At 70.5% G+C, this 20,672-nt stretch carries 19 protein-coding genes; 12 read left to right on the top strand and 7 right to left on the bottom strand.

The annotated features are described in order from the left end of the window. Positions 1-163: 163 nt before the first annotated feature. A complete protein-coding gene (locus AAG565_RS13435; protein ID WP_348820130.1) occupies positions 164-676 on the bottom strand; it encodes a carboxypeptidase regulatory-like domain-containing protein in 513 nt (170 codons plus the stop codon). Between the two features lie 247 nt (positions 677-923). Here AAG565_RS13435 and AAG565_RS13430 point away from each other — a divergent pair, with 247 nt between their 5' ends. From AAG565_RS13430 to AAG565_RS13420, 3 genes are read left to right on the top strand one after another with little or no spacing between them, the layout of a single operon-like run. Further along, complete coding sequence (locus tag AAG565_RS13430; RefSeq protein ID WP_348820128.1) at positions 924-1,373, top strand: CBS domain-containing protein; 450 nt, start codon at positions 924-926, stop codon at positions 1,371-1,373. Continuing rightward, positions 1,370-3,835, top strand: coding sequence for an ATP-binding protein (locus AAG565_RS13425; RefSeq protein ID WP_348820126.1), 2,466 nt, complete (start codon positions 1,370-1,372; stop codon positions 3,833-3,835). The genes AAG565_RS13430 and AAG565_RS13425 overlap by 4 nt, the downstream gene beginning before the upstream one ends. Further along, on the top strand, positions 3,804-4,505 hold the full coding sequence (locus AAG565_RS13420) for a hypothetical protein (RefSeq protein ID WP_348820125.1): 702 nt from the start codon (positions 3,804-3,806) through the stop codon (positions 4,503-4,505). The genes AAG565_RS13425 and AAG565_RS13420 overlap by 32 nt, the downstream gene beginning before the upstream one ends. Positions 4,506-4,531: 26 nt before the next feature. Here AAG565_RS13420 and AAG565_RS13415 read toward each other — a convergent pair whose 3' ends face one another. Then, the gene (locus AAG565_RS13415; protein ID WP_348820134.1) at positions 4,532-5,011 is read right to left on the bottom strand and encodes an archease; all 480 of its coding nucleotides are present in this window, start codon (positions 5,009-5,011) and stop codon (positions 4,532-4,534) included. 84 nt (positions 5,012-5,095) lie between these two features. On the opposite strand from AAG565_RS13415, the gene AAG565_RS13410 reads away from it, so the two are divergent. The 8 genes from AAG565_RS13410 (at position 5,096) to AAG565_RS13375 (ending at position 10,340) form a co-directional block, all read left to right on the top strand. Further along, the gene (locus tag AAG565_RS13410) at positions 5,096-5,227 is read left to right on the top strand and encodes a hypothetical protein (RefSeq protein ID WP_348820124.1); all 132 of its coding nucleotides are present in this window, start codon (positions 5,096-5,098) and stop codon (positions 5,225-5,227) included. 47 nt (positions 5,228-5,274) lie between these two features. Beyond that, positions 5,275-5,964, top strand: coding sequence for a DUF2238 domain-containing protein (locus tag AAG565_RS13405; RefSeq protein WP_348820123.1), 690 nt, complete (start codon positions 5,275-5,277; stop codon positions 5,962-5,964). A gap of 35 nt (positions 5,965-5,999) precedes the next feature. Continuing rightward, the gene (locus AAG565_RS13400; protein ID WP_348820122.1) at positions 6,000-6,395 is read left to right on the top strand and encodes a TraR/DksA family transcriptional regulator; all 396 of its coding nucleotides are present in this window, start codon (positions 6,000-6,002) and stop codon (positions 6,393-6,395) included. A 12-nt stretch (positions 6,396-6,407) separates the two neighbouring features. Continuing rightward, positions 6,408-7,061, top strand: coding sequence for a phosphoribosyltransferase family protein (locus AAG565_RS13395; RefSeq protein ID WP_348820121.1), 654 nt, complete (start codon positions 6,408-6,410; stop codon positions 7,059-7,061). Further along, positions 7,058-7,714 carry a dienelactone hydrolase family protein gene (locus AAG565_RS13390; RefSeq protein ID WP_348820120.1) on the top strand — a complete coding sequence of 219 codons (657 nt, stop codon included), beginning with the start codon at positions 7,058-7,060 and terminating at the stop codon, positions 7,712-7,714. The genes AAG565_RS13395 and AAG565_RS13390 overlap by 4 nt, the downstream gene beginning before the upstream one ends. A 3-nt stretch (positions 7,715-7,717) precedes the next feature. Next, positions 7,718-9,433, top strand: a complete 1,716-nt coding sequence (gene polX, locus AAG565_RS13385) for a DNA polymerase/3'-5' exonuclease PolX (protein ID WP_348820119.1) — start codon at positions 7,718-7,720, stop codon at positions 9,431-9,433. A 103-nt stretch (positions 9,434-9,536) separates the two neighbouring features. Next, positions 9,537-9,800: a DUF2934 domain-containing protein gene (locus AAG565_RS13380; RefSeq protein WP_348820118.1), complete on the top strand. Its 264-nt coding sequence runs from the start codon at positions 9,537-9,539 to the stop codon at positions 9,798-9,800. 84 nt (positions 9,801-9,884) lie between these two features. Beyond that, on the top strand, positions 9,885-10,340 hold the full coding sequence (locus AAG565_RS13375) for a YbaK/EbsC family protein (RefSeq protein ID WP_348820116.1): 456 nt from the start codon (positions 9,885-9,887) through the stop codon (positions 10,338-10,340). A gap of 83 nt (positions 10,341-10,423) precedes the next feature. Here AAG565_RS13375 and fdhF read toward each other — a convergent pair whose 3' ends face one another. The 5 genes from fdhF to groL form a co-directional block, all read right to left on the bottom strand. Beyond that, positions 10,424-13,084: a formate dehydrogenase subunit alpha gene (fdhF, locus tag AAG565_RS13370; protein WP_348820114.1), complete on the bottom strand. Its 2,661-nt coding sequence runs from the start codon at positions 13,082-13,084 to the stop codon at positions 10,424-10,426. Further along, positions 13,072-14,514 carry an NADH-ubiquinone oxidoreductase-F iron-sulfur binding region domain-containing protein gene (locus AAG565_RS13365; RefSeq protein WP_348820133.1) on the bottom strand — a complete coding sequence of 481 codons (1,443 nt, stop codon included), beginning with the start codon at positions 14,512-14,514 and terminating at the stop codon, positions 13,072-13,074. The genes fdhF and AAG565_RS13365 overlap by 13 nt, the downstream gene beginning before the upstream one ends. Before the next feature lie 16 nt (positions 14,515-14,530). Next, positions 14,531-14,956, bottom strand: a complete 426-nt coding sequence (locus tag AAG565_RS13360; protein ID WP_348820112.1) for a DUF6763 family protein — start codon at positions 14,954-14,956, stop codon at positions 14,531-14,533. Positions 14,957-15,025: 69 nt separating this feature from the next. Continuing rightward, positions 15,026-17,731 (bottom strand): HAD-IC family P-type ATPase, encoded by a 2,706-nt coding sequence (locus AAG565_RS13355; RefSeq protein WP_348820111.1) that lies wholly within the window; start codon positions 17,729-17,731, stop codon positions 15,026-15,028. A 6-nt stretch (positions 17,732-17,737) separates the two neighbouring features. After that, complete coding sequence (gene groL / locus AAG565_RS13350) at positions 17,738-19,351, bottom strand: chaperonin GroEL (RefSeq protein WP_348820110.1); 1,614 nt, start codon at positions 19,349-19,351, stop codon at positions 17,738-17,740. A gap of 139 nt (positions 19,352-19,490) precedes the next feature. Here groL and AAG565_RS13345 point away from each other — a divergent pair, with 139 nt between their 5' ends. Further along, entirely contained in the window at positions 19,491-20,594 is a 1,104-nt protein-coding gene (locus AAG565_RS13345; RefSeq protein WP_348820108.1) for a hypothetical protein, read from the top strand. Positions 20,595-20,672: the final 78 nt, after the last annotated feature.

Here is a 20,672-nt window from a genome sequence, read left to right as displayed (position 1 = left end):
AGTTGTTCCTTTCCATCAGCAAAGCCCAGCGTCCCGCCGCCTGACAGCCCCTCACTCAGACCCACCCTTCAGGCTCATCTCTGGATTGGAAAGGACTGGCCGCTCGCCGCCATCGTAGGACCGCTCGACGCAGCGAAAGTGCCGTCCACGTCGCACGTCGCTGTCAATGCGCGGCCGCGCTCGCCGGCCAGACCAGCGTCAGATCGACGTGGCCGCCGGCGGCGAGATTCACCTTGCGTTCGATGAGCCGCCCGCCGTCGGTCGTGGCCGCGACGTGGTAGCGCCCGGCGGGCAGATCGACGAACAGGTACGGCCCCGACGAGGTCGCGCACAGCACCGGCGTGCCGTCGTCGCGCCGGATCTCGACGAGGATGTGCGCGAGGAACTGGCTCTTGTCGCCATAGCTCTGCACGAAGGTCATCGCCAGCGGGTATTTCGCACGCTCGCCAAGCATCGCCCGTGCCTCGTCCACGCCGATGCCGCCGGTCACGAAGCGGACGGCGCCGAGCTGCTGCACTTCCGGCAGAGCCTGCGGCGCGGATTCCGGTCCCGGCGCCACGCATCCCGACGCGGACGGCGCCATTTGCTCACCGGCCTCGGCAACCGGCTCCTGCGCGAACGACACACACGACACGAACAACAGCCCAACCGGCCACGTCCAAATCCTGGTCCACATGATCTTCCCCTTATCTGCAGCACACCGCGACATCAGCGTGCGAGGGGCCGGCGATGGCGACATTGATCCACGTCAGTCTCCGCATCCGGTCGCGCCGGCGCGCCGCACGAAACCGACCGGCGTCGCCAGCGCAGCGCAGCCGGCTGCCCGTATCGAGCTGACTCAGATCAACGCAACCGGGGGGACGGCAACGACAAGATGCCGGCGACTCCGGCGCGACGTCGCCGGCGGATACGGAGAAGGCGCCATGCGCGTGGGCGAGTACTGCAATCGCGAGGTCATCGTCGCCGAAAGGACGACCGGGGTCATCGAAGCGGCGCGGCTGATGCGCCGCTATCACGTCGGCAACCTGGTGATCGTGGAGCGCGAACACGACATCGCGCGGCCGGTCGGCATCGTCACCGACCGCGATCTGGTCGTCGAAGTGCTGGCACAGGACGCCCCACCGGCGCAGCTGGCGCTCGACGACGTCATGAGTGCCCACCTCGCCACCGCTTCGGAGGACGACGACGTGCTCGAAACGCTACGCCGCATGCGTTCCCTGGGCGTGCGCCGCATGCCGGTGGTGGACGGGCGCGGCGCCCTTGCCGGGATTCTCGCCGTCGATGACCTGCTCGAACTGATGGCGGGTTCGCTGCACGAGATCGTCGGCCTGATCGCGCGCGAGCTGCGCACCGAGGAACAACGCCGCCCATGAACGACCTGCCGACCGCCGGCACGCATCCAGGCGAACCGCCCGCACTCGCCCCGGACCTGCTCTATCGCCACTGCGATCCCGCGGCACTCGACTTCCTGACCACGACCGATCTCGCCGATGTCGAGGATGCGATCGGCCAGCAGCGCGCGACCGACGCGCTGGAGTTCGGCGTCGGCATCCGCCACGACGGCTACAACCTGTTCGTCGTCGGCTCACCGGGCCTGGGCAAGTCGCCGACCGTGCGGCGCATGCTGGAACAGCGCGCGGCCGGCGCACCGACTCCGCCCGACTGCTGTCTGGTCCACAACTTCCGCACGCCGCACAAGCCGATCGCGCTGCTGCTGCCACCGGGCACCGGCGTGCAGCTGCAGCGCGACATGCGCAACCTGATGCGCGACCTGATCGCCGCGATTCCCGCGGCCTTCGACAGCGACGACTACCGCGCACGCACCCAGGAGATCACTGACGAGTTCAAGGATCGCGAAGAGCGGATCTTCGCGGCGATCGCCGAGGACGCGATGGGCCGCAACATCACGGTGATGCGCACGCCCGGCGGCTACACGATCGCGCCGATGAGCAACGGCGAGGTGATCGGTCCCGACGAGTTCGCCAAGCTCACGGATGCGCAGAAGCAGGAGATCGAGCGCAACTCCGAGGAAGTCCGCCAGAATCTGCGCCGCGGCGTGCAGGAGTCCAGCAACCTGCAGCGCGAACACCACGAGCGCATGGAGCGGCTCAACGGCGAAGTCGCCAGCCGCTGCATCGAGAGGCATCTCGACCCGCTGCTGCAGCGCTACCGGCCGATGGCGGAGGTCGGCGCCTACCTCGCGCAGGTGCGCGACGACATCGTCGAGAACGTCGATGACCTGCGCAAGTTCGCGGCCGAGAACAAGGGGCTGCCGCGCCCGGAGCAGCGGCTGACACCGTTCAACCGCTATTTCGTCAACGTGCTCGTGGACCGCAACGGCAGCCGCGGCGCGCCCGTGGTCTTCGAGGATTACCCGACCTACCAGAATCTCGTCGGCCGCATCGAGCACCTGGCCCACTTCGGCACGCTGCTGACCGATTTCACGCTGGTGAAGGCCGGCGCGCTGCTGCGCGCCAGCGGCGGCTATCTGATCCTCGACGCACGCAAGGTGCTGATGCAGCCGTTCGCCTGGGAGGCGCTCAAGCGCGCGCTGCGCGCACGCGAGGCGCGCATCCAGCCACTCGAGCAGATGCTGAGTCTCGCCAGCACCATCACGCTCGAACCGGAGCCGGTGCCGCTGGATCTCAAGGTCGTGTTGACCGGCGATCGCGCGCTCTACTACCTGCTCAGCGCGCTGGACCCCGACGTCGCGCTGCTGTTCAAGGTGCAGGCCGATTTCGCCGAGGACTTCGACCGCAGCCAGGACAACACCTCGCAGTTCGCGCGTCTGATCGCAACGCTGCAGCGCCAGGAGAAGCTGCGTCCGATGGATCGCGGCGCGGTGGCGCGCATGATCGAACATGCGTCGCGGCGCAGCGACGATGCCGAGAAGCTGTCTCTGCACCGCGAGGATCTGCTCGACAATCTGCGCGAAGCCGACTACTGGGCGCAGCGTGCCGGCAGCGATGTCGTGCAGGCGAGCCACGTGTCGCAGGCCATCGACGCGGCCGCGCGGCGCGCCGATCAGCTGCGCGAACGCATGCACGAATCGATCCTGCGCGACATCCGCCGCATCGCCACGAGCGGCAGCGCGGTCGCGCAGATCAACGGCCTGGCCGTCGTGCAACTCGGCAAGCACGCCTTCGGCCATCCGTCGCGCATCACCGCGACCGCGCGTCCGGGCGACGGCACCGTGATCGACATCGAGCGCGAGGCCGAACTGGGCGGCGCGATCCACTCCAAGGGCGTGCTGATCCTGAGCAGCTTCCTGGCGCAGCGCTACGGCCAGCGGCAGCCGCAGTCGCTGACCGCGAGCCTGGTGTTCGAGCAGACCTACGGCATGGTCGAGGGCGACAGCGCCTCGGCGGCAGAGCTGTGCGCGCTGCTGTCGGCGCTGTCCGGCCTGCCGCTGCGCCAGGACCTGGCGATCACCGGCTCGGTGGACCAGTCCGGCGCGATCCAGGCGATCGGTGGCGTCAACGAGAAGATCGAGGGCTTCTTCGACATCTGCAAGGCGCGTGGCCTGTCCGGCTCGCAGGGCGTGCTGATCCCTGCGGCCAACGTCAAGCATCTGATGCTGCGCGCCGATGTCGTCTCCGCGGCCCGCGACGGACGGTTCCGGGTGTGGGCCGTGGACCGCATCGATACGGCGATGCAGCTGCTGACCGGTGTCGAGGCCGGTGTGGCCGATGCTGACGGCGGCTTCCCGCCGGACAGCGTCAACGGCCGTGTGCAGCAGCGGCTGCGCGAGTGGGCGGAACTGCTGCAGCGCTTCGCCCACCCTCGCGAGACCGGACGAGACCATGTCCGAAGCGACGATCAGCCGGCGGACTGAGACTGCGGGCGACCCGGGCACGTGGTCGGCACGTGCCGTCACGCTCGCAGTCGATGCCGCCGAGCCGCCGCGGGATGCGATCGCGCTGGCGCTGCGCGTCGCCCGTCACTTCACGGCCGCGCTGTCCGGCGTGCTGGTCGAGAACGACGCACTGCTGCGCGCGGCCGGCCTGCCGTTCACCACCGAGATCAACCGCCACAGCGGCACCGAACGGCCGTTCGACGCCGGGACGCTGGAGCGACGCTACCGCCATGCGGCGCGCGAGCTGCACGACCTGCTCGGCGCGCAGGGCGCCACTGCCATCGACGTTCGCGCACGGCGCGGCGAGCCGGCTCGGGTCGTCAGTGAATGCTTCGCCGTCTCGGACATCCTCGTGATCGGTCGCACGCCACGCTCACGCTGGAGCACCCCACCCGAAACCGCACCTCTGCGCCTCGACCGGCTGGGCACCGATCGACGCCGTCTCGACGCGGTGGCCGCGGCGCTGCAGGCCGCCGGCCGGCCGTGGCCCTGGCAGACGCTGCGGCACGACCGCGACACGGTGCTTGCGGCGCAGCTGCGCGAACGCCGGCCATCCCTGGTGCTCGCGGACCTGGGCGAGTCCGGTGCGGACGAACAACTGCGGGCGCTGCTCGAAGCACTCGATTGCCCACTGGTGCTGCTGCGCTGACCTGCGTCGCGGGCAGGCACCCGGTGCTACCGACCGCCGCAGACTTCAACGACGCATTGCGCGATCCACTGGCCGAGCGCGTCGCGCCAGGTGCGCAGCTCGGTCGGCGTTGCGCCCTTGACCTCGGCCGCGGGACGATGGCGTGCGGGATCGAGCGCCTCGCCCCAGGCGGTCGCCGCGAGCTGCTGGCCGACGATCTGCACCTCGAAGCGCGAGAACAGCATGCGCCGGTTCGCCATCTCGAACACCAGCGCATTGAGCCAGTCCACCAACAGCCGTTCGCGATCCGCGCCGCGGCAGTCGATCGCCACCGGCTGCTGCGCGCGCACACCCGCGGGATCGGTGATGACCGCGGTGAGCGCAAGCGCGGCCTGCTCGAAGGCCTGCTCCAGGCTGTTGCCGATGCCACGCACGCCGATGTCGGCCCTGTGCTCGAAATGTTCCCAGCGCGGCAGTACGGCGGCGACGTCCGCGGCGCGCAGGTCCATCACGAGTGCGTCCCGCATAACTGCCACGCTGCATCCGCAACTGGCGCGATTCCCGCGACCGTCCGCACTGCCCGAGGCATCTGCTCGCTCCGCCGCCGCCCGATGACCACGCTGCGCCCATTGCGCAGTTTCATGCTCGCGCTGCCGGGCTGCCGGCACACTGACCTGCGTCAGCATGCGCGCAGCCGGCGCCGCTTGACGCAGGTCAAGGTGGCGGACCGGGCCGCCGCGTAGAAACTGCGCGACGGATATCCCCGCCTGCGTGTCGCCACCTGGCGCCCATGGAACCTGCCGCGACGTCTCAATCCGCGCCACCCCCGCGCCGCTGGCCGGCGATCGCGGCGCTGCTGTTCGCGCTGGTCTGGCTCGCCTGTGCGTGGAAGCCCTGGTTTCCACAGGACTGGGCGCTGGAGAACGTGCTGTCGCTGCTGACCGCGTGGTGGCTGCTGCGCCGCCACCGGCGCGCGCCGTTGAGCGACCTGTCCTATGCGCTGCTGCTGGCATTCGGCATCGCCCACGAAGTCGGCTCGCACTACACCTACGCCGAGGTGCCGTACGACGCATGGCTCCAGGCGCTGTTCGGTGCGCCGCTCGGCCCCGCACTGGGATTCGAACGCAATCACTACGACCGGCTGGTGCATTTCCTGTTCGGCCTGCTGTGCTACCGGCCGTTGCGGGAACTGCTGGCCAGCCAGCTGCCGACGACCTCGGCGGCGTCGCGCTGGGTTCCGGTCACGATTGCCGGCACGATCTCGCTGAGCTACGAGATCGTCGAGTGGTTCGCGGCGGTGCTGTTCGGCGGCGACCTGGGGCAGGCCTATCTGGGCACGCAGGGCGATGTCTGGGACGCGCAGAAGGACTCCGGGCTCGCCCTGCTCGGCGCGCTCGTCGCCGCCGCGCTCGGCATCGTGGCGGACCGGGTACGGCGGCATCTGATCCAGGTCAGTGCCGACGCGCAGCGACCGCCCTAGCGTGGATGCACACGATCCGCCGACCGAGAACCGCGATGGCCCAGACGCCCGCCGAGAAGTACGCCGAACTGTCGATCAAGCTCAAGCGGCGCTACCAGCGGCTGTGGCGCGAGGTCCGCAGCGAACTGGCGCGCGCCGACGCCGAGAACTACCAGGACACCGCCGGCGAGACGCACGATGCCGGCGACCAGTCGGTCGCCGACGTCGTGGTCGATGTCAATCTCGCCGACGTGCACCGCGACATCGGCGAGATGCGCGAGATCGAGGCGGCTCTGGGCCGGCTCGTGGAGGGCAGCTACGGCACCTGCATCGACTGCGGCGGCGAGATCCCGGTGCAGCGGCTCTACGCCAATCCGGCTGCGGCGCGCTGCGCACCCTGCCAGACCCGCTACGAACAGCTGCACGTGCCGTCGGTGGGTCCGAGTCTGTAGCGGAGTGCGGCGATGCGCTTCAAGAACCGCGCGGAAGCCGGACGCCTGCTCGGCGCGATTCTCAAGAACCACGTGCACAAGCCGGCGATCGTCTATGCGCTGCCGCGCGGCGGCGTGCCGGTGGCCATCGAGGTCGCGCGCGCACTCGATTTGCCGATGGACCTGGTGATTCCGCGCAAGCTCGGCCATCCGTGGCAGCCGGAGTACGCGATCGGCGCCGTCACCGAAACGGGCGAGCCGGTGTGCAACGAGGACGAACTGCGCCACGTCGATCGCGAATGGTTCAAGGCCAAGGTCGCCGCCGAACGCGCCGAGGCGCACCGCCGGCGCGCGCTGTATTGCGGCGGCCGGCCGCGCATGTCGGCCAGGGACCAGTGCGCGGTGCTGGTCGATGACGGCGTCGCCACCGGCCTGACGCTGCAGGCCGCGGTGCAGGAGGTCCGAGCCGACCATCCCGCGCGCCTGATCGTGGCCGTGGGCGTGGCGCCGGCCGACACCGCCGAGCGCTTCCGCACGCTGGTGGACGACTTCGTCGCCGTGCAGATCCCCGAGTACTTTCAGGGCGCCGTGGGCGCCTACTTCGAGGATTTTCACCAGCTCAGCGACGACGATATGCTCGATGCGATGAAAACGCTGCGCGCGAACACCGGGGGCGATTCGAGATGAGCGCAACCGCGACGGGCGTCCGCATCGAACTCGCCGACGCCACGCTGGCCGGTGATCTGGGCCTGCCCGATCGCGCGCGCGGCCTGGTGGTGTTCGTGCACGGCAGCGGCAGCAGCCGCCACAGCAGCCGCAACCGCTTCGTCGCCTCGACCTTGGTCGATCGGGGCTTCGCGACGCTGCTGTTCGATCTGCTCACCGAAGCCGAGGACCGCGATGACGAGACACGCTTCGACATCCCGCTGCTGACACGGCGCCTGCTCGGCGTCACCACCTGGCTGCGCAAACGGGACGACGTCGGCGCGCTGGCGCTCGGCTACTTCGGTGCCAGCACCGGCGCGGCCGCGGCGCTCCATGCCGCAGCCACGCTCCAGTCCGAGGTCCGCGCGGTGGTCTCGCGCGGCGGCCGCCCGGACCTCGCGCTCGACAGCCTGCCGCGCGTCACCGCACCGACGCTGCTGATCGTCGGCGGCGCCGACGAGGAGGTCATCCACCTCAACCAGCAGGCCTATGCCGCGCTGCACTGCCCGAAAGAACTGGCGGTCGTGGCCGGCGCGACCCATCTGTTCGAGGAACCCGGGGCGCTGGATCAGGTCGCCGAACTGGCCGGCGACTGGTTCGGGCAGCACTTCTCCGGAGTCGCGCGCCCAGGCTGACCGATGCCGGTGCGCAACGCCGACATCGCGGCGGTGTTCGACGAGATCGCCGACATCCTCGAAGTCGAGGGGGCCAATCCCTACCGCATTCGCGCCTACCGCAACGCCGCACGCACGGTCGGCGCCTACGGTCAGGACATCGCGGCGCTGCTCGGCGGCGGCGGCACGCTGCCCAAGCTGCCCGGCATCGGCGCCGACCTGTCCGCGAAGATCGCCGAGATCGCGGCAACCGGAACCTGCGCGCTGCGCGAACGCCTGCGCAGGGAAATACCGGCGACGCTGGTCGCACTGCTGCAGGTCGCCGGCATCGGACCCAAGCGCGCCAAGCTGCTCTACCACGACCTGGGCATCGAGACAGAGGCACAGCTGCTGGAGGCCGCGCGCGCCGGTCGCCTGCGGCGCGTGCACGGCTTCGGCGAGAAGACCGAGCGCAAGCTGATCGACGCGCTGCAGACCCGGCTCGCATCGGACCGGCGCGTACCGATCGGCCACGCCGCGGTGGCGGTCGATGACCTGCTCGCCGCACTGCGCGCCTGCAGCGGTGTGCGCAGCATCACCGTCTGCGGCAGCTTCCGGCGCATGCGCGACACGGTCGGCGACATCGACCTGCTGGCGGTCAGCGAACGACCCGCAGCGGTGATGCGCTGTTTCACCGGACACGCCAGCGTGCGCGACGTGCTGGCCCAGGGGCCGGCGCGCGCGACCGTGGTGCTGCGCTCCGGCCTGCAGGTCGATCTGCGCGCGATCGCACCCGAATCGGCCGGCGCGGCGCTGGTCTATTTCACGGGTTCCAAGGCGCACAACATCGCGGTCCGCCGCATCGCACAGCAACGCGGCCTGAAGCTCAACGAGTACGGAGTGTTCCGCGGCACGCGCCGCATCGCCGGCGAGACGGAAGCGTCGGTCTACCGCGCGCTCGGCCTGCCGCTGATTCCGCCGGAGCTGCGCGAGAACCGCGGCGAGATCGAGCTCGCCGCGCAAGGCCGTCTGCCGGAGCTGATCGGGCGCAAGGATCTGCGCGGCGACCTGCACGTGCACACGCGCAGCAGCGATGGCACCGCCGACCTCGCCGTCATGGCCGAAGCCGCGCGCAGCGCCGGGCTGGAATACCTGGCGATCACCGATCACTCCCGGCACCTGCGCATCGCGCACGGACTCGACGAGAAGCGCCTGCTGCGGCAGATGGCCGAGATCGACGCACTCAACGCGCGTCTCGAGGGCATCACGCTGCTCACGGGCGTCGAGGTGGACATCCTCGAAGACGGCCGCCTCGACCTGCCGGACCGTGTGCTCGCGCGTCTCGACGTCGTCGTCGGTGCCGTCCACGATCATCTCGGCCTGCCGCGCCGCCGGCAGACGCAGCGCCTGCAGCGTGCGCTCGCGCACCCGCATCTGCGCATCCTCGCGCACCCGACCTGCCGCCTGATCGGCGAACGCGAGCCGATCGACGTGGACATGTCCGTGGTCATCGCCTGTGCCGCCGAGCACGGCCGCTGGCTGGAACTCGATGCCCAGCCGCTGCGCATGGACCTGACCGACCGCGACTGCGAACAGGCACACGCGCAGGGGGTACGCATCAGCATCGCCAGCGACGCACACGGCCCGCGCGACTTCCTGTGGCTGGACTACGGCGTCGGCCAGGCGCGGCGCGCCGGCCTGCGCGCGAGCGATGTCGTCAACACCTGGCCGCTCGCGGCGCTGCGCAAGGCGCTGCGTTGATTGATCCAGGTCAGTGCGGGGCTGCCGGTGCTGCGCTGAACATCGAGGCGCAGCGCGGCCATGGGCTGTGCCGTTGTTCGTTTTCCGATTCCGGGAGGCTGCCATGTCGCATCACAAGCCCCATGCGCACCGGCGCACGCGCGCCGCCCGATCCGCAGCGACGCCGCCGGATCGCGTGGACGACACCGAGGCCTCGGCGCAGGCCACCGGGCCTGGCGCCCGGCCCGACGGCGAGCTGCGCGAACGCATGATCGCCGAGGCCGCCTACTACCGCGCGCTCAACCGCGGCTTCAACGGCGGCGACCCGAACGACGACTGGTTCGCGGCCGAGCGCGAGATCGACGAACGCTTCGGCATCGAGCGCTGACCGGGCGCAGGCCGCGCCACGTCCATCAGCAGCGCCGTTGCGCGACATGAACCGGTCGCCGACCGGCGTCAACGGAGAATCGACATGGCCATGAACAAGTTGCGGGACTATCTCGACGCACATCATGTCCGTTACGCGGTGATCAGCCATTCGCCGGCCTACACGGCGCCGGAGATCGCCCAATCGGCGCACGTTCCCGGCAAGCAGCTGGCCAAGACCGTCATCGTCAAGGTCGATGGCCGCCTGGTGATGGCGGTGCTGCCCTCGACCCAGCACGTGCACACCGAAGCGATGCGCAAATCCATCGGCGCGCAGGAAATCGTGCTGGCATCCGAATCCGAGTTCGCGGGCCGCTTTCCCGACTGCGAACCCGGCGCGATGCCGCCATTCGGTCATCTCTACGGCATCGAGGTGTTCGTCTCACCGCGCCTGGCCGAGGACGAGATGATCTGCTTCAACGCCGGCAATCACCGCGAGCTGATCCGCATGAGCTATGCGGACTTCGAGCGGCTGGCGCAGCCGGTGCCGCTCACGTTGTAGAAGCCGTCATTCCCGCGAACGCGGGAATCCAGGGTTCATGCCGTGTTCCCTGGATGCCCGCCTGCGCGGGCATGACGGCTACGTCAGATCTTCTCGACACGCACCGCAGTGCGCTTGTACTCCGGCGTGCCGACCAGGCGGTCGCGCACCGGCGAGGTCAGGCGGTTGACGAAACGCCGCGCGTCGTGGAAGGACGCGAACAGCTCCCCCGGTTTCACCGTCGCGCTGACCCGCAGCGGCAGCTCGACCGCACCGTGACGGCTGATCACGCGCACGGTCTGTCCGTCCACCAGCCCCATCCGCTGTGCATCTTCCTCGCCGATGTCGAGCACGTCGGTCGGCTGCAGCGCGGTCTGCGGCGTGCGCGCGCTCATCGTGCCGGCGTTGAAGTGATACAGCGTGCGGCCGGTGTTGAGCAGCAGCGGGAAGTCCGCGTCGCACTGCTCGGGGCTGGGCACGTGGTCGATCCGCCGCAGCGCGGCGCGTTCGAAGCCGGCGAATCGGTCGATGTGCAGCACCGGCGTGCCCGGATGCTGCTCGTCCGGGCACGGCCAGTGCGGATTCTCGCGTTCCAGCCGCGCATACGACAGGCCGGCGCCGCCGGGCCAGACCGCACGCACCTCGTCCCAGATCGCCTGCGGCGACGCGAAGTCGAAACCCGTGCCATCGCCGACACGGCGCGCGAGCTCACGCAGGATCCACCAGTCCGGCCGCGCCTGGCCCGGCGCGTCGAGCGCCTTGCGGATACGCTGCACGCGCCGGTCCGAGTTCATGAACGTGCCGTCGCGCTCGATCCACGATGCGGCCGGCAGGAACACGGTGCCGAATGCCTTCGCCGTCTCGTTCAGGTACAGATCCTGGACGATCAGCAGATCGAGCTTGTCCAGCGCCGCGGCGGTGGCCTGCGCATTGGCCAGCGTCAGGTAGATGTCGTAGCCGAAGGCCCATAGCGCGTGCAGGCGCCCGTCCGCCGCGGCGTCGATCATCTCCATCAGGTTGAGGCCGCGGCGCGCCGGCAGCGGTCGGCCCCACACGGCTTCGCAGCGCGGTGCGCCCTGCTGGAACGACTGACCACCGGGCAGTGTCGCCGGGTCACAGCCCATGTGCGCGCCGCCCTGCACGTTGTTCTGGCCGCGCAGCGGATTGATGCCCGCGCCGGGCCGGCCGAGATTGCCGGTCAGCAGTGCGAGGTTGATCAGGCACATCACGCCTTCGGCACCCTGCAGGTGCTCGGTCGTGCCCAGGCCGTGGAAGCACATCGCCGGTCCGTGGCTTGCGTAAAGCCGCGCCGCGGCGCGGATCTGTCCGGCCCCCACGCCGCAGCGCTGCGCGACCCGTTCCGGCGCGTAGTCGCGGATGAACGCGGAGAAGGCGTCGAAGTCATCGACACGCGCGCTCAGGTAGGCCGCATCGACCAGGCCCTCCTCGACGATGGTCGCGGCCAGCGCGTTGAGCAGCAGGACATTCGTGCCCGGCGTCAACGCCAGATGCAGCTCGGCGTAGTCGGCCAGCTCGATGCGGCGCGGGTCGATGACGATCAGGCGCGCACCGCGGCGCACCGCCTGCTTGATGCGCGCGCCGACCACCGGATGGCACTCGGTCGGATTGCAGCCGCACAGCAGGATCGTCGCCGCCTGCTCGATGTCGTCGAAATGATTGGTCGCCGCGCCGGTGCCGAGCATGTCCTTCAGCGCCTTGGCCGAGGGCGTGTGGCAGACGCGCGCGCAGGTATCGACGTTGTGGGTGCCGAGCGCGACGCGCGCGAGCTTCTGCATCAGGTAGTTTTCCTCGTTGGTCGCGCGCGCCGAACCGAGCAGGCCGATCGCATCCGGACCGGCACGATCGCGGATCGCGCGCAGCTGCGCGGCGGTGAAGTCCAGCGCCTCGTCCCAGGATACTGGCTGCCACTCACCCTCGCGGCGGATCATCGGCGTGGTCACACGGTCCGGCGCGGTCACGAATTCCCAGGCATAGCGTCCCTTCACGCACAGGTGCCCGCGGTTGACCGGCGCGTCCGCGGGACGGATCTGCACGATGCGGTTGTCGCGCGTGCCGACGTCCATCTGGCAGCCGACGCCGCAGTACACGCAGGTGGTGCGGGTCCAGCGCTCGGCGTTCTCGACGCTGCGCTTGTCGTGGAGCGCGCCGCTCGGGCAGGTATCGACGCAGGCGCCGCAGGCGACGCAGCCGGACTCGATCAGGGTCTGGCCGACGCGCGGCGCGATGCGTGTCTGCGGACCGCGCCCCCAGATCTGCCACACCGACTGGCCCTGCACCTCGTCGCAGATGCGCACGCAGCGGTCGCAGTGGATGCAGCGCGTCATGTCCACGCCCAGGTACGGGTGCGTGTCGTCCACGAACCGCGTCGCACCCGTGGGTACCGATCCGCCGACCTCGATGCCGTAGCCGGTCAGCAAGCGATGCAGCGGCAGCTGCGGTTCGGCCTCGACCGCCGCCGCCGGATAATCCACCGCCAGCAGTTGCAGGTTGGTGCGCCGCAGCCGTTCGAGCGCCGGCGTATGCGTATGCACGACCATGCCTTCCACGGCCGGCTCGGCGCAGCTCGCCACCGGACGCGCATGCCCCTCGACCTCGACCACGCACAGCCGGCAGCTGCCGTAGGACTGCAGGCGCGCGTCGTGGCACAGATGCGGCACGCCGACACCGGCCGCCTCCAGTGCCGCAAGCAGGGTCTGCCCGTCGGCGCAGACGACCTCGCGGCCGTCGATGGTCAGGCGAGGCATGCGCGCAGCTCCTGCGGAAAGTGGCGTTCCAGCGACATGGCGAACTCGGCGAGCCCGCGGCCGTGACCGCACAGGCTCGTCGCCGCCAGCGCCTCGATGCGCGCCGCGTACTCGCGCGCGTCGCCGCGCACGCCGCCCGGCTCGCGCTCGAACATTGCGGCGATCCGCGGCGTGCCGCGGTGACAGGGCACGCAGCGTGCGCAGGACTCGGACGCGCCGAAGCGGAACACCTGCGCGGCGATCTCCGCGATCGCGCTGTCGTCGGCAAAGGCGATGACGCCGCCGTGACCGACCGCGCCGCCCACCGCCGCCATCTCCTCGAAGCCCAGGCGCGTGTCCAGCAGCGCCGGCGGCAGCAGTCCGGCCAGCGGCCCGCCGACCATCAGCGCGCGCAGCACGCCGCGCCGCAGCCCGCCGCCGATGTCCTCGACCAGTTCGCGCAGCGGCAGACCGAATTCGACCTCGACCACACCCGGCGTGCAGAACAGCGAGTTCAGCGACAGCAGCTTGGTGCCGCGGCTGCGCGAGAAGCCGAGCGCGGCGTAGGCCTGCGCGCCGTGCTCGACGATCCACGGCACCGCACACAGGGTCTCCACGTTCTGGACCAGGGTCGGCGCACCGAACAGGCCGCGTTCGGCGACGCGCGGCGGCTGCAGCCGCGCCTGCGCGCGGCGGCCCTCGATCGAGTTCAGCAGCGCGGTTTCTTCGCCGGCGACATAGCTGCCCTGGCCGATCACCAGCCGCAGCTCGAAGCCGGCGAGCCATCCGGCCGCCTGCGCCTCGTCGATCGCGGCCGTCAGCACGCGGGCCGCGCGCGGGTATTCCTTGCGCAGATACACATAGCCGCGCGGCGCGCCGATCGCGTGCGCGGCGATGCTCAGGCCCTCGATCAGCCGGAACGGATCGTGCTCGATCAGCGCGCGGTCGGAATAGGCCCCGGCGTCGCCTTCGTCGGCGTTGGCAACGACCACCCTGTCGGCGGCGGCCTGCGCGGCCACCGCGGCCCACTTGCGTCCGGTCGGAAAACCGGCACCGCCGCGGCCGCGCAGACCGGACGCCTCAATGCACCCGATCAGCGCGTCGGCGGCCAGCGCCCGTGCGCGCTCCAGCGCGCGGCCACCGCCGAGCCGTCGATAGGCGTCTAGGTCGGTCGCGCCGCCGGCGAGGATGCGCTCCAGCAGCACCGGCGCGCGCGCGCGCACGCGGATCGGCGCTTCCGCGCCCGCCGCGTCGGCCGCGGCGGGCGCACGATGGCACTGACCCAAGCAGTACAGGCGCGGCTCGCGCTGCGCGGCCTGCCAGCGCGCGGGATCATCGGTGCGCGCGGCGAAGCAGGCCAGCCCCGCGCAGGCGTGCGGATGGCCCGGCCGCTCGTCGCGCAGGTGGTAGAAGCTGGCGACGTGCGCCGGCTCGCCGGTCGAGACCGTCATGGCCACAGGTCGCGAGCTAGTGACGCCGGCGCCGCATGCGGCCGGTCGGCCGCGCATACAGTGCCTCCACGGCCGGTGACTGCTCCAGCAGCTCCGCCGACAGCAAGGCCGGATCCGGCCGTGCCTCGGCCTCCGGCTCTGGCGCAGCGGTGTCGCCGCTGCGGCCATAGGGCTCGTTCCAGTCTTCCGGGCTCATGTCCGTCTCGGTCGCGCCCAGGTCATCGCGCGCGATGCCATCGAACGGTCCGGTCCAGTCCTGCGGCGCCTCGCAGCGCTCGAGCTCCTGGCCGACGAACTGCGCCAGGCGCAGCTCGTCCACCGTGCCGTCGAAGTACTGCACCTCGACCGCGCCGTCGCGCTCATCGACGGCCACCACGACGAACGCCTGCTCCGTGCCGGCGCGCCGGTACCACTGGCCCACTTCGGGGTAATCCTGTGCCATGGCTGCATGCTCGCTCGGATCTCCGCTCCGAACTTACGCCGGCCCGCGCGCGGCACGCGTTGATGCGGATCAACCCGCGCGCCGTGCGCGACCAAGCGCCCAGGCCCGGCGCATCCACTTGTGAACCTCGACCACGGCCAGCAGGACCAGCGCGAACGGCAGCAGGTCCAGCCACAGATCCAGCGTCAGCGGCTGCACCCCGAGCAGCGTGCTGAGGCCCGGCGTGTAGAGCGCGCCGACATGCAGGCCCTGCGCCGCCACGACACCGCACAGCAGGAGCGGATTGCGCAGCGGGCTGTGCGTGAACACCGAACGGGTCTCCGAGCGGCTGTTGAACACCTGCACGTTCTCGAACAGCACCATCAGCATCAAGGTCGCGTTGCGCGCCTGTTCGACGGCGTGCCCCTGCGCGAGCAGCAGCGCGTAGCACGCAAAGCCGAGACCGCCGATCACCGCGGCGGACAGCACGACGCGCTCGATCATCAGCCGGTTGAAAATGCGCTCACGCGGCGGTCGCGGCGGCTGCGACATCTCGTCTCCTTCGCCCGGCTCGAAGGCCAGCGAAACGTCCTGGATGCCGTTGGTGACCAGATTGAGCCACAGCAACTGCACCGCCAGCAGCGGCAACGGCAGGTTGGCGATCAGTGCCAGCGCGAACAGCGCGATCTCCGCCACGCCGGTGGAGATCAGCAGGAAGATCACCTTGCGGATATTGCCGTAGGCGATGCGGCCTTCCTCGACGCCGGCGACGATCGAAGCGAAGTTGTCGTCGGCCAGTACCAGGTCGGCGGTCTCGCGGGCGACGTCGGTGCCGCCCAGGCCCATCGCCACGCCCACCTCGGCGGCGCGCAGCGCCGGCGCATCGTTGACGCCATCGCCGGTGACGGCGACGAAGTGACCGGCTCGCTGCAGCGCATGGACGATCTCCAGCTTCAGCGCCGGATCGATGCGCGCGAACACCCGCGCCGCGGCCACGCTGCGGTCGAAGGCGGCAGGATCCGTCTGCAGCAGTTCCGCGAGCTGCACGCCGGTGACGACCTCCTCCGGCCGGCGCAGCAGCCCGAGCTCGGACCCGATTGCCGCAGCGGTCGCCGGATGATCGCCGGTGACCATCGTCACGACGATCCCGGCACGCCGGCAGGCCGCGATCGCCGCCACTGCCTCCGGGCGCAGCGGATCGGTCATCGCCACCAGCCCGACGAAGCACAGTCCACGCAGGTGCTCGGCGGACAGCACCTCGCCGTCGCCGAGTTGCAGCGGCGCCTCGGCGACCGCCAGCACGCGCCTTCCGGCCGAGGACAGCAGCCGCGCCTGTTCGAGGATGTCGTCCGCGACCAGCGGCGGCTCGCCGTCCACCGTCGCCATGCGCGTGCACATCGGCAGCACGGTCTCGACGGCGCCCTTGACGGCCACCCGCGAGCCGCCCGCATAGCGGTTGAGGCTGGCCGCGTAGCGGGACTCGGATTCGTAGGGGATGCGGGCGATCTCCGGGGCCAGCGCCAACGCCTCGCCGCGCCGCACGCCGGCCTTGTGCGCCAGCACCAGCAGCGCGACATCGACCGTGTCGCCGCGGCCGATCCAGGCGCCGTCGAGCTGGGCCAGCGCGGCTTCGTTGGCCAGCGCGACCGCGCGACACAGCCGGTCCAGCACCGCGGCGTGCTCGATCAGCTGAGCGCCACTCGGCAGCACGAAGGTGCCCTCGGCATCGACGCCCTCGCCGGTGACTTCCCACACCGGCTGGTCCGGCAGCTGCAGCTGGCGCACGGTCAGCTGATTGATCGTCAGCGTACCGGTCTTGTCCGAGGCGATGCAGGTGCACGAACCCAGCGCCTCGACCGCGACCAGGCGACGCACGATGACGTTGCGCCGGGCCATGCGGCGCATGCCGACCGCCAGCGCGATGGTCAGCGCGACGGGCAGACCCTCCGGAATCGCCGACACCGCCAGCGCGACCGCCATCGTGAATACTTCGGCCAGCGGCAGCCCGCGCGCGAGCGACACCGCCGCCACGGCCAACGTCGCCACGCCGACGGCAATGGCGATCAGCCGCGCGAAGCGCTCCATGCGCAGCAGCAGCGGCGGACTGGCCAGTGCCTGGCCGAGCACGGTCTCGGCGATGCGGCCCAGCTCGGTCGCCATCCCGGTGGCGACCACGACGCCGCTGCCGCGGCCGCTGGCGACCATCGTCCCCGCCAGCGCCATGTTGACGCGCTCGGCAACCGGCTGCGCGACATCCAGGACCACGTCCGCGGACTTGGCGACCGGCAGGGATTCTCCGGTGAGCAGCGATTCGTCGATGCCGAGGTTGTGTCCCGCCAGCAGCCGCAGATCCGCCGGCACGCGCGCACCCGGCTCCAGCAGCACGATGTCGCCCGGCACCAGCTGCTCGGCATCGGCGATCACGGTCTCCGCATCGCGCAGCACCAGCGCACGGGCGCTGATCAGCCCCTGCAGAGCCTGCGCGGCGCGCGCCGCGCCGTGCTCCTGCCACGCCCCGATCGTGGCATTGAGCAGCAGCACGACCAGGATGAATCCCGCGTCGGACCATGCGCCGGCCGCGAGCGACACCACCGCGGCCGCGAGCAGCACGTAGATCAGCGGACTGCGGAACTGGCGCAGGACGGTCGCAAGGAGGCCGGGCACCGGCGCGCGCGGCAGCGCATTGGGCCCGTAGCGCGACAGACGCGCACGCGCCTCTTTGCGATCCAGACCCTGCGCGGACGCGTGCAGCGCCTGCAGGATCTCCGTCGCCGCCCTGGCGTGCGGCGCGTCCACGGCGCGTTACTCGGGCATCGCCGGTTCGCGCGCTTCCTTTTCCGGCAGCTCGGTGATCGTGGCCTCGGTCAGCAGCAACACGCTAGCCACCGACACCGCGTTCTCCAACGCGATGCGCACGACCTTGGTGGGGTCGATGATGCCGGCCTCGTACATGTCCACGTAGCGGTTCGCGGCGGCGTCGAAGCCGGTGTTGTTGCTGTCGGCCAACATGCGCTGCACGACGACGCCGTCATCGACCGCCGAGTTGTCGGCGATGGTACGCGCCGGCGCTTCGAGCGCACGACGCAGGATCAGCAGGCCGGTACGCTCATCGCCGGTCGCCTCGGCTTCGAGCCTGGCGACCGCCGGCACCACGCGCAGCAGTGCGAGACCACCGCCCGGCACGATGCCTTCCGCGACCGCGGCCTTGGTCGCCGAGATCGCATCGTCGAGCGCGTCCTTCTTGGCCTTCATCTCCGCCTCGGTCGGCGCACCGACGCGGATCACCGCGACACCGCCGGAGAGCTTGGCCAGTCGCTCCTGCAGCTTCTCCTTGTCGTAGTCGCTGGTCGCCTTGTCGATCTGTGCGCGGATCTGCTGCATGCGCGCGTCGATCGCACGTTTGTCGCCGGCGCCGCCGATGATCGTCGTCGATTCCTTGTCCACCACCACGCGGTGCGCACGGCCGAGCTGACTCAGATCCACGCTCTCCAGCTGCAGCCCCAGATCCTCGGAGATCACCTGCGCGCCGGTCAGGATGGCGATGTCCTGCAGCATCTCCTTGCGGCGGTCGCCGAAGCCCGGCGCCTTGGCCGCGACGCTGCGCAGCACGCCGCGGATCTGGTTGACGATCAGCGTCGCCAGCACCTCGCCCTCGACCTCCTCGGCGATGAACAGGATCGGCTTGCCGAGCTTGGCGACCTGCTCCAGCAGCGGGATCACGTCCTTGAGCACGTTCATGCGCCGGTCGGTGACCAGCACCAGCGCCTCGTCGAGCACCGACTCCATCTTCTCGGCGTCGGTGGCGAAGTACGGCGAAACGTAGCCGCGGTCGAACTGCATGCCCTCGACGACATCCAGCACGGTCTCGGTGGTCTTCGATTCCTCGACCGTGATCACACCCTCGCCGCCGACCTTCTCCATCGCCTGCGCGATCAGCTCGCCGATCTCCGGGTCGTTGTGCGCCGAGATCGTCGCCACCTGCGCCTTCTCCAGCCGCGTCTTCACCGGCCGCGAAATGCCCTTGAGCGCCTCGACCGCCGCCTTGAGTCCGCGATCCAGCCCGCGCTTGAGATCGATCGCGCTGGCGCCGGCGACGACGTTGCGCACGCCATCGGCGAAGATTGCGTGCGCGAGGATCGTCGAGGTGCTGGTGCCGTCGCCGACCGCATCACCGGTCTTCTCGGCCGCCTGACGCAGCATCTGTGCGCCCAGATTCTCCTCGGCGTCCTCCAGGTCGATCTGCTTGGCGATGGTCACGCCGTCGTTGCAGACGATCGGCGAACCCCATTTCTTGCGGATCAGCACCGACTTCGATTTCGGCCCGAGCGTGATGCGCACGGCATCGGCGAGTTGCGTGGCCCCGCGCAGCACCTTCTCGCGGGCATCGCTGCGGAACAGGATCTTGGTATGCGCCATCGTCCACCTCCGTGGTGAGCGCCAAGATGCCGCCGCGCCCGACGGCCAGCGTTGATGCAGGTCAATCGCCGCGGGCTGCGCGGTTGAATCCGCCGAACCCGTCCCCAACAATGATCCAGCCCCCGCCGATGGCCCTGGTGTGAACGACACCCTCCCCTCCTCCGGGCCGGCCGTTCTGGCCGATCCGGTCCCCTTGTCGGATGCCGCGTTCCGGCTCGTCGCCGAAGGCGTGCGCCGGCTGTGGGCACGCATCGTCGCCGCCGACCCGGCGGCCGATAGCGGGCCGCTGCTGCTGAGCTACGACGTCCACCCGACGCCGGGCGGACCGGTGCTGATCGAGGTCAACACCAATGCCGGCGGCGTGCTGTCCGCGATCAGCGCCGCGCGCGCGGTCAACAACTGCTGCCCGGACTGCGAGCAGGACCGACTGCGCGCGCGCCTGCTCGAACTGTTCAAGCGCGATCTCCTCGGACCCGATCCGGACCACTGCGGCATCGTCGCCATCGTCGATGACCACCTCGCGTCGCAGCCGCTGCTCGGCGAGATGCAGGCGCTGGCCGCGCTGATGCGCCCGCACGCCGACGACGTGCGCGTGCTCGATGCCGGGGAACTGCGCTACGAGGGCGGCCGCCTGCGCCACGGCGCGACGGCCATAGACCGCGTTTACTGGCGCAGCACGGACTTCACGATCGAAGACCCCGAACACGCCGCCGTGCGCCGCGCGCTCGACGCCGGCGCGATCACGCTCGCGCCGTCGCCGGACGCCTGGCGCGCCATCGCCGACAAGCGCCGCTTCGTCGAGTGGTCGCACGCGCCCGAACTGTCCCGCGATGCCGGCAGCGGCCTGACGTTCCGCATCGCCCAGACCGTGCCGATGGCCACGCAAACGCTCGACGCCTGGTACGCCGAGCGCCGCGACTGGGTGTTCAAGCCGGTATCCGGGCACGCCAGCAAGGGCGTGTATGTCGGCAAGAGCATCAGCCGTTCCAGGCTCGCCGAGCTGCCGGCCGGGGACTACCTCGCCCAGCGCTACGCACCGCACCCGGTCATCGACCGCAACGGCCAGCCGTGGAAGTACGACGTGCGCTTCTTCGCCGACCGCGGCGAGATCATCGGCGCCGCCGCCCGCGTGTTCCAGGGCCAGGTCGTCGGCCTGCGCACCCCCGGCAGCGGCTTCGCACCGGTGCGCATCGGCGACACCTGCTGCCTGACCGGTGCACTACTGGACGTCGCTGCTCGATGAGTTATACCCCGTAATCACGGACGGTTTGAAAAGAGCTGAAGACATCGACTCTGACTCTGCGTCTCAGAGCCGCATTCC

This window comes from Fontimonas sp. SYSU GA230001 (assembly GCF_040066175.1).
In the GTDB taxonomy this organism is placed as follows: domain Bacteria; phylum Pseudomonadota; class Gammaproteobacteria; order Nevskiales; family Nevskiaceae; genus Solimonas.
This window is presented reverse-complemented; position numbering and strand designations above follow the sequence as displayed.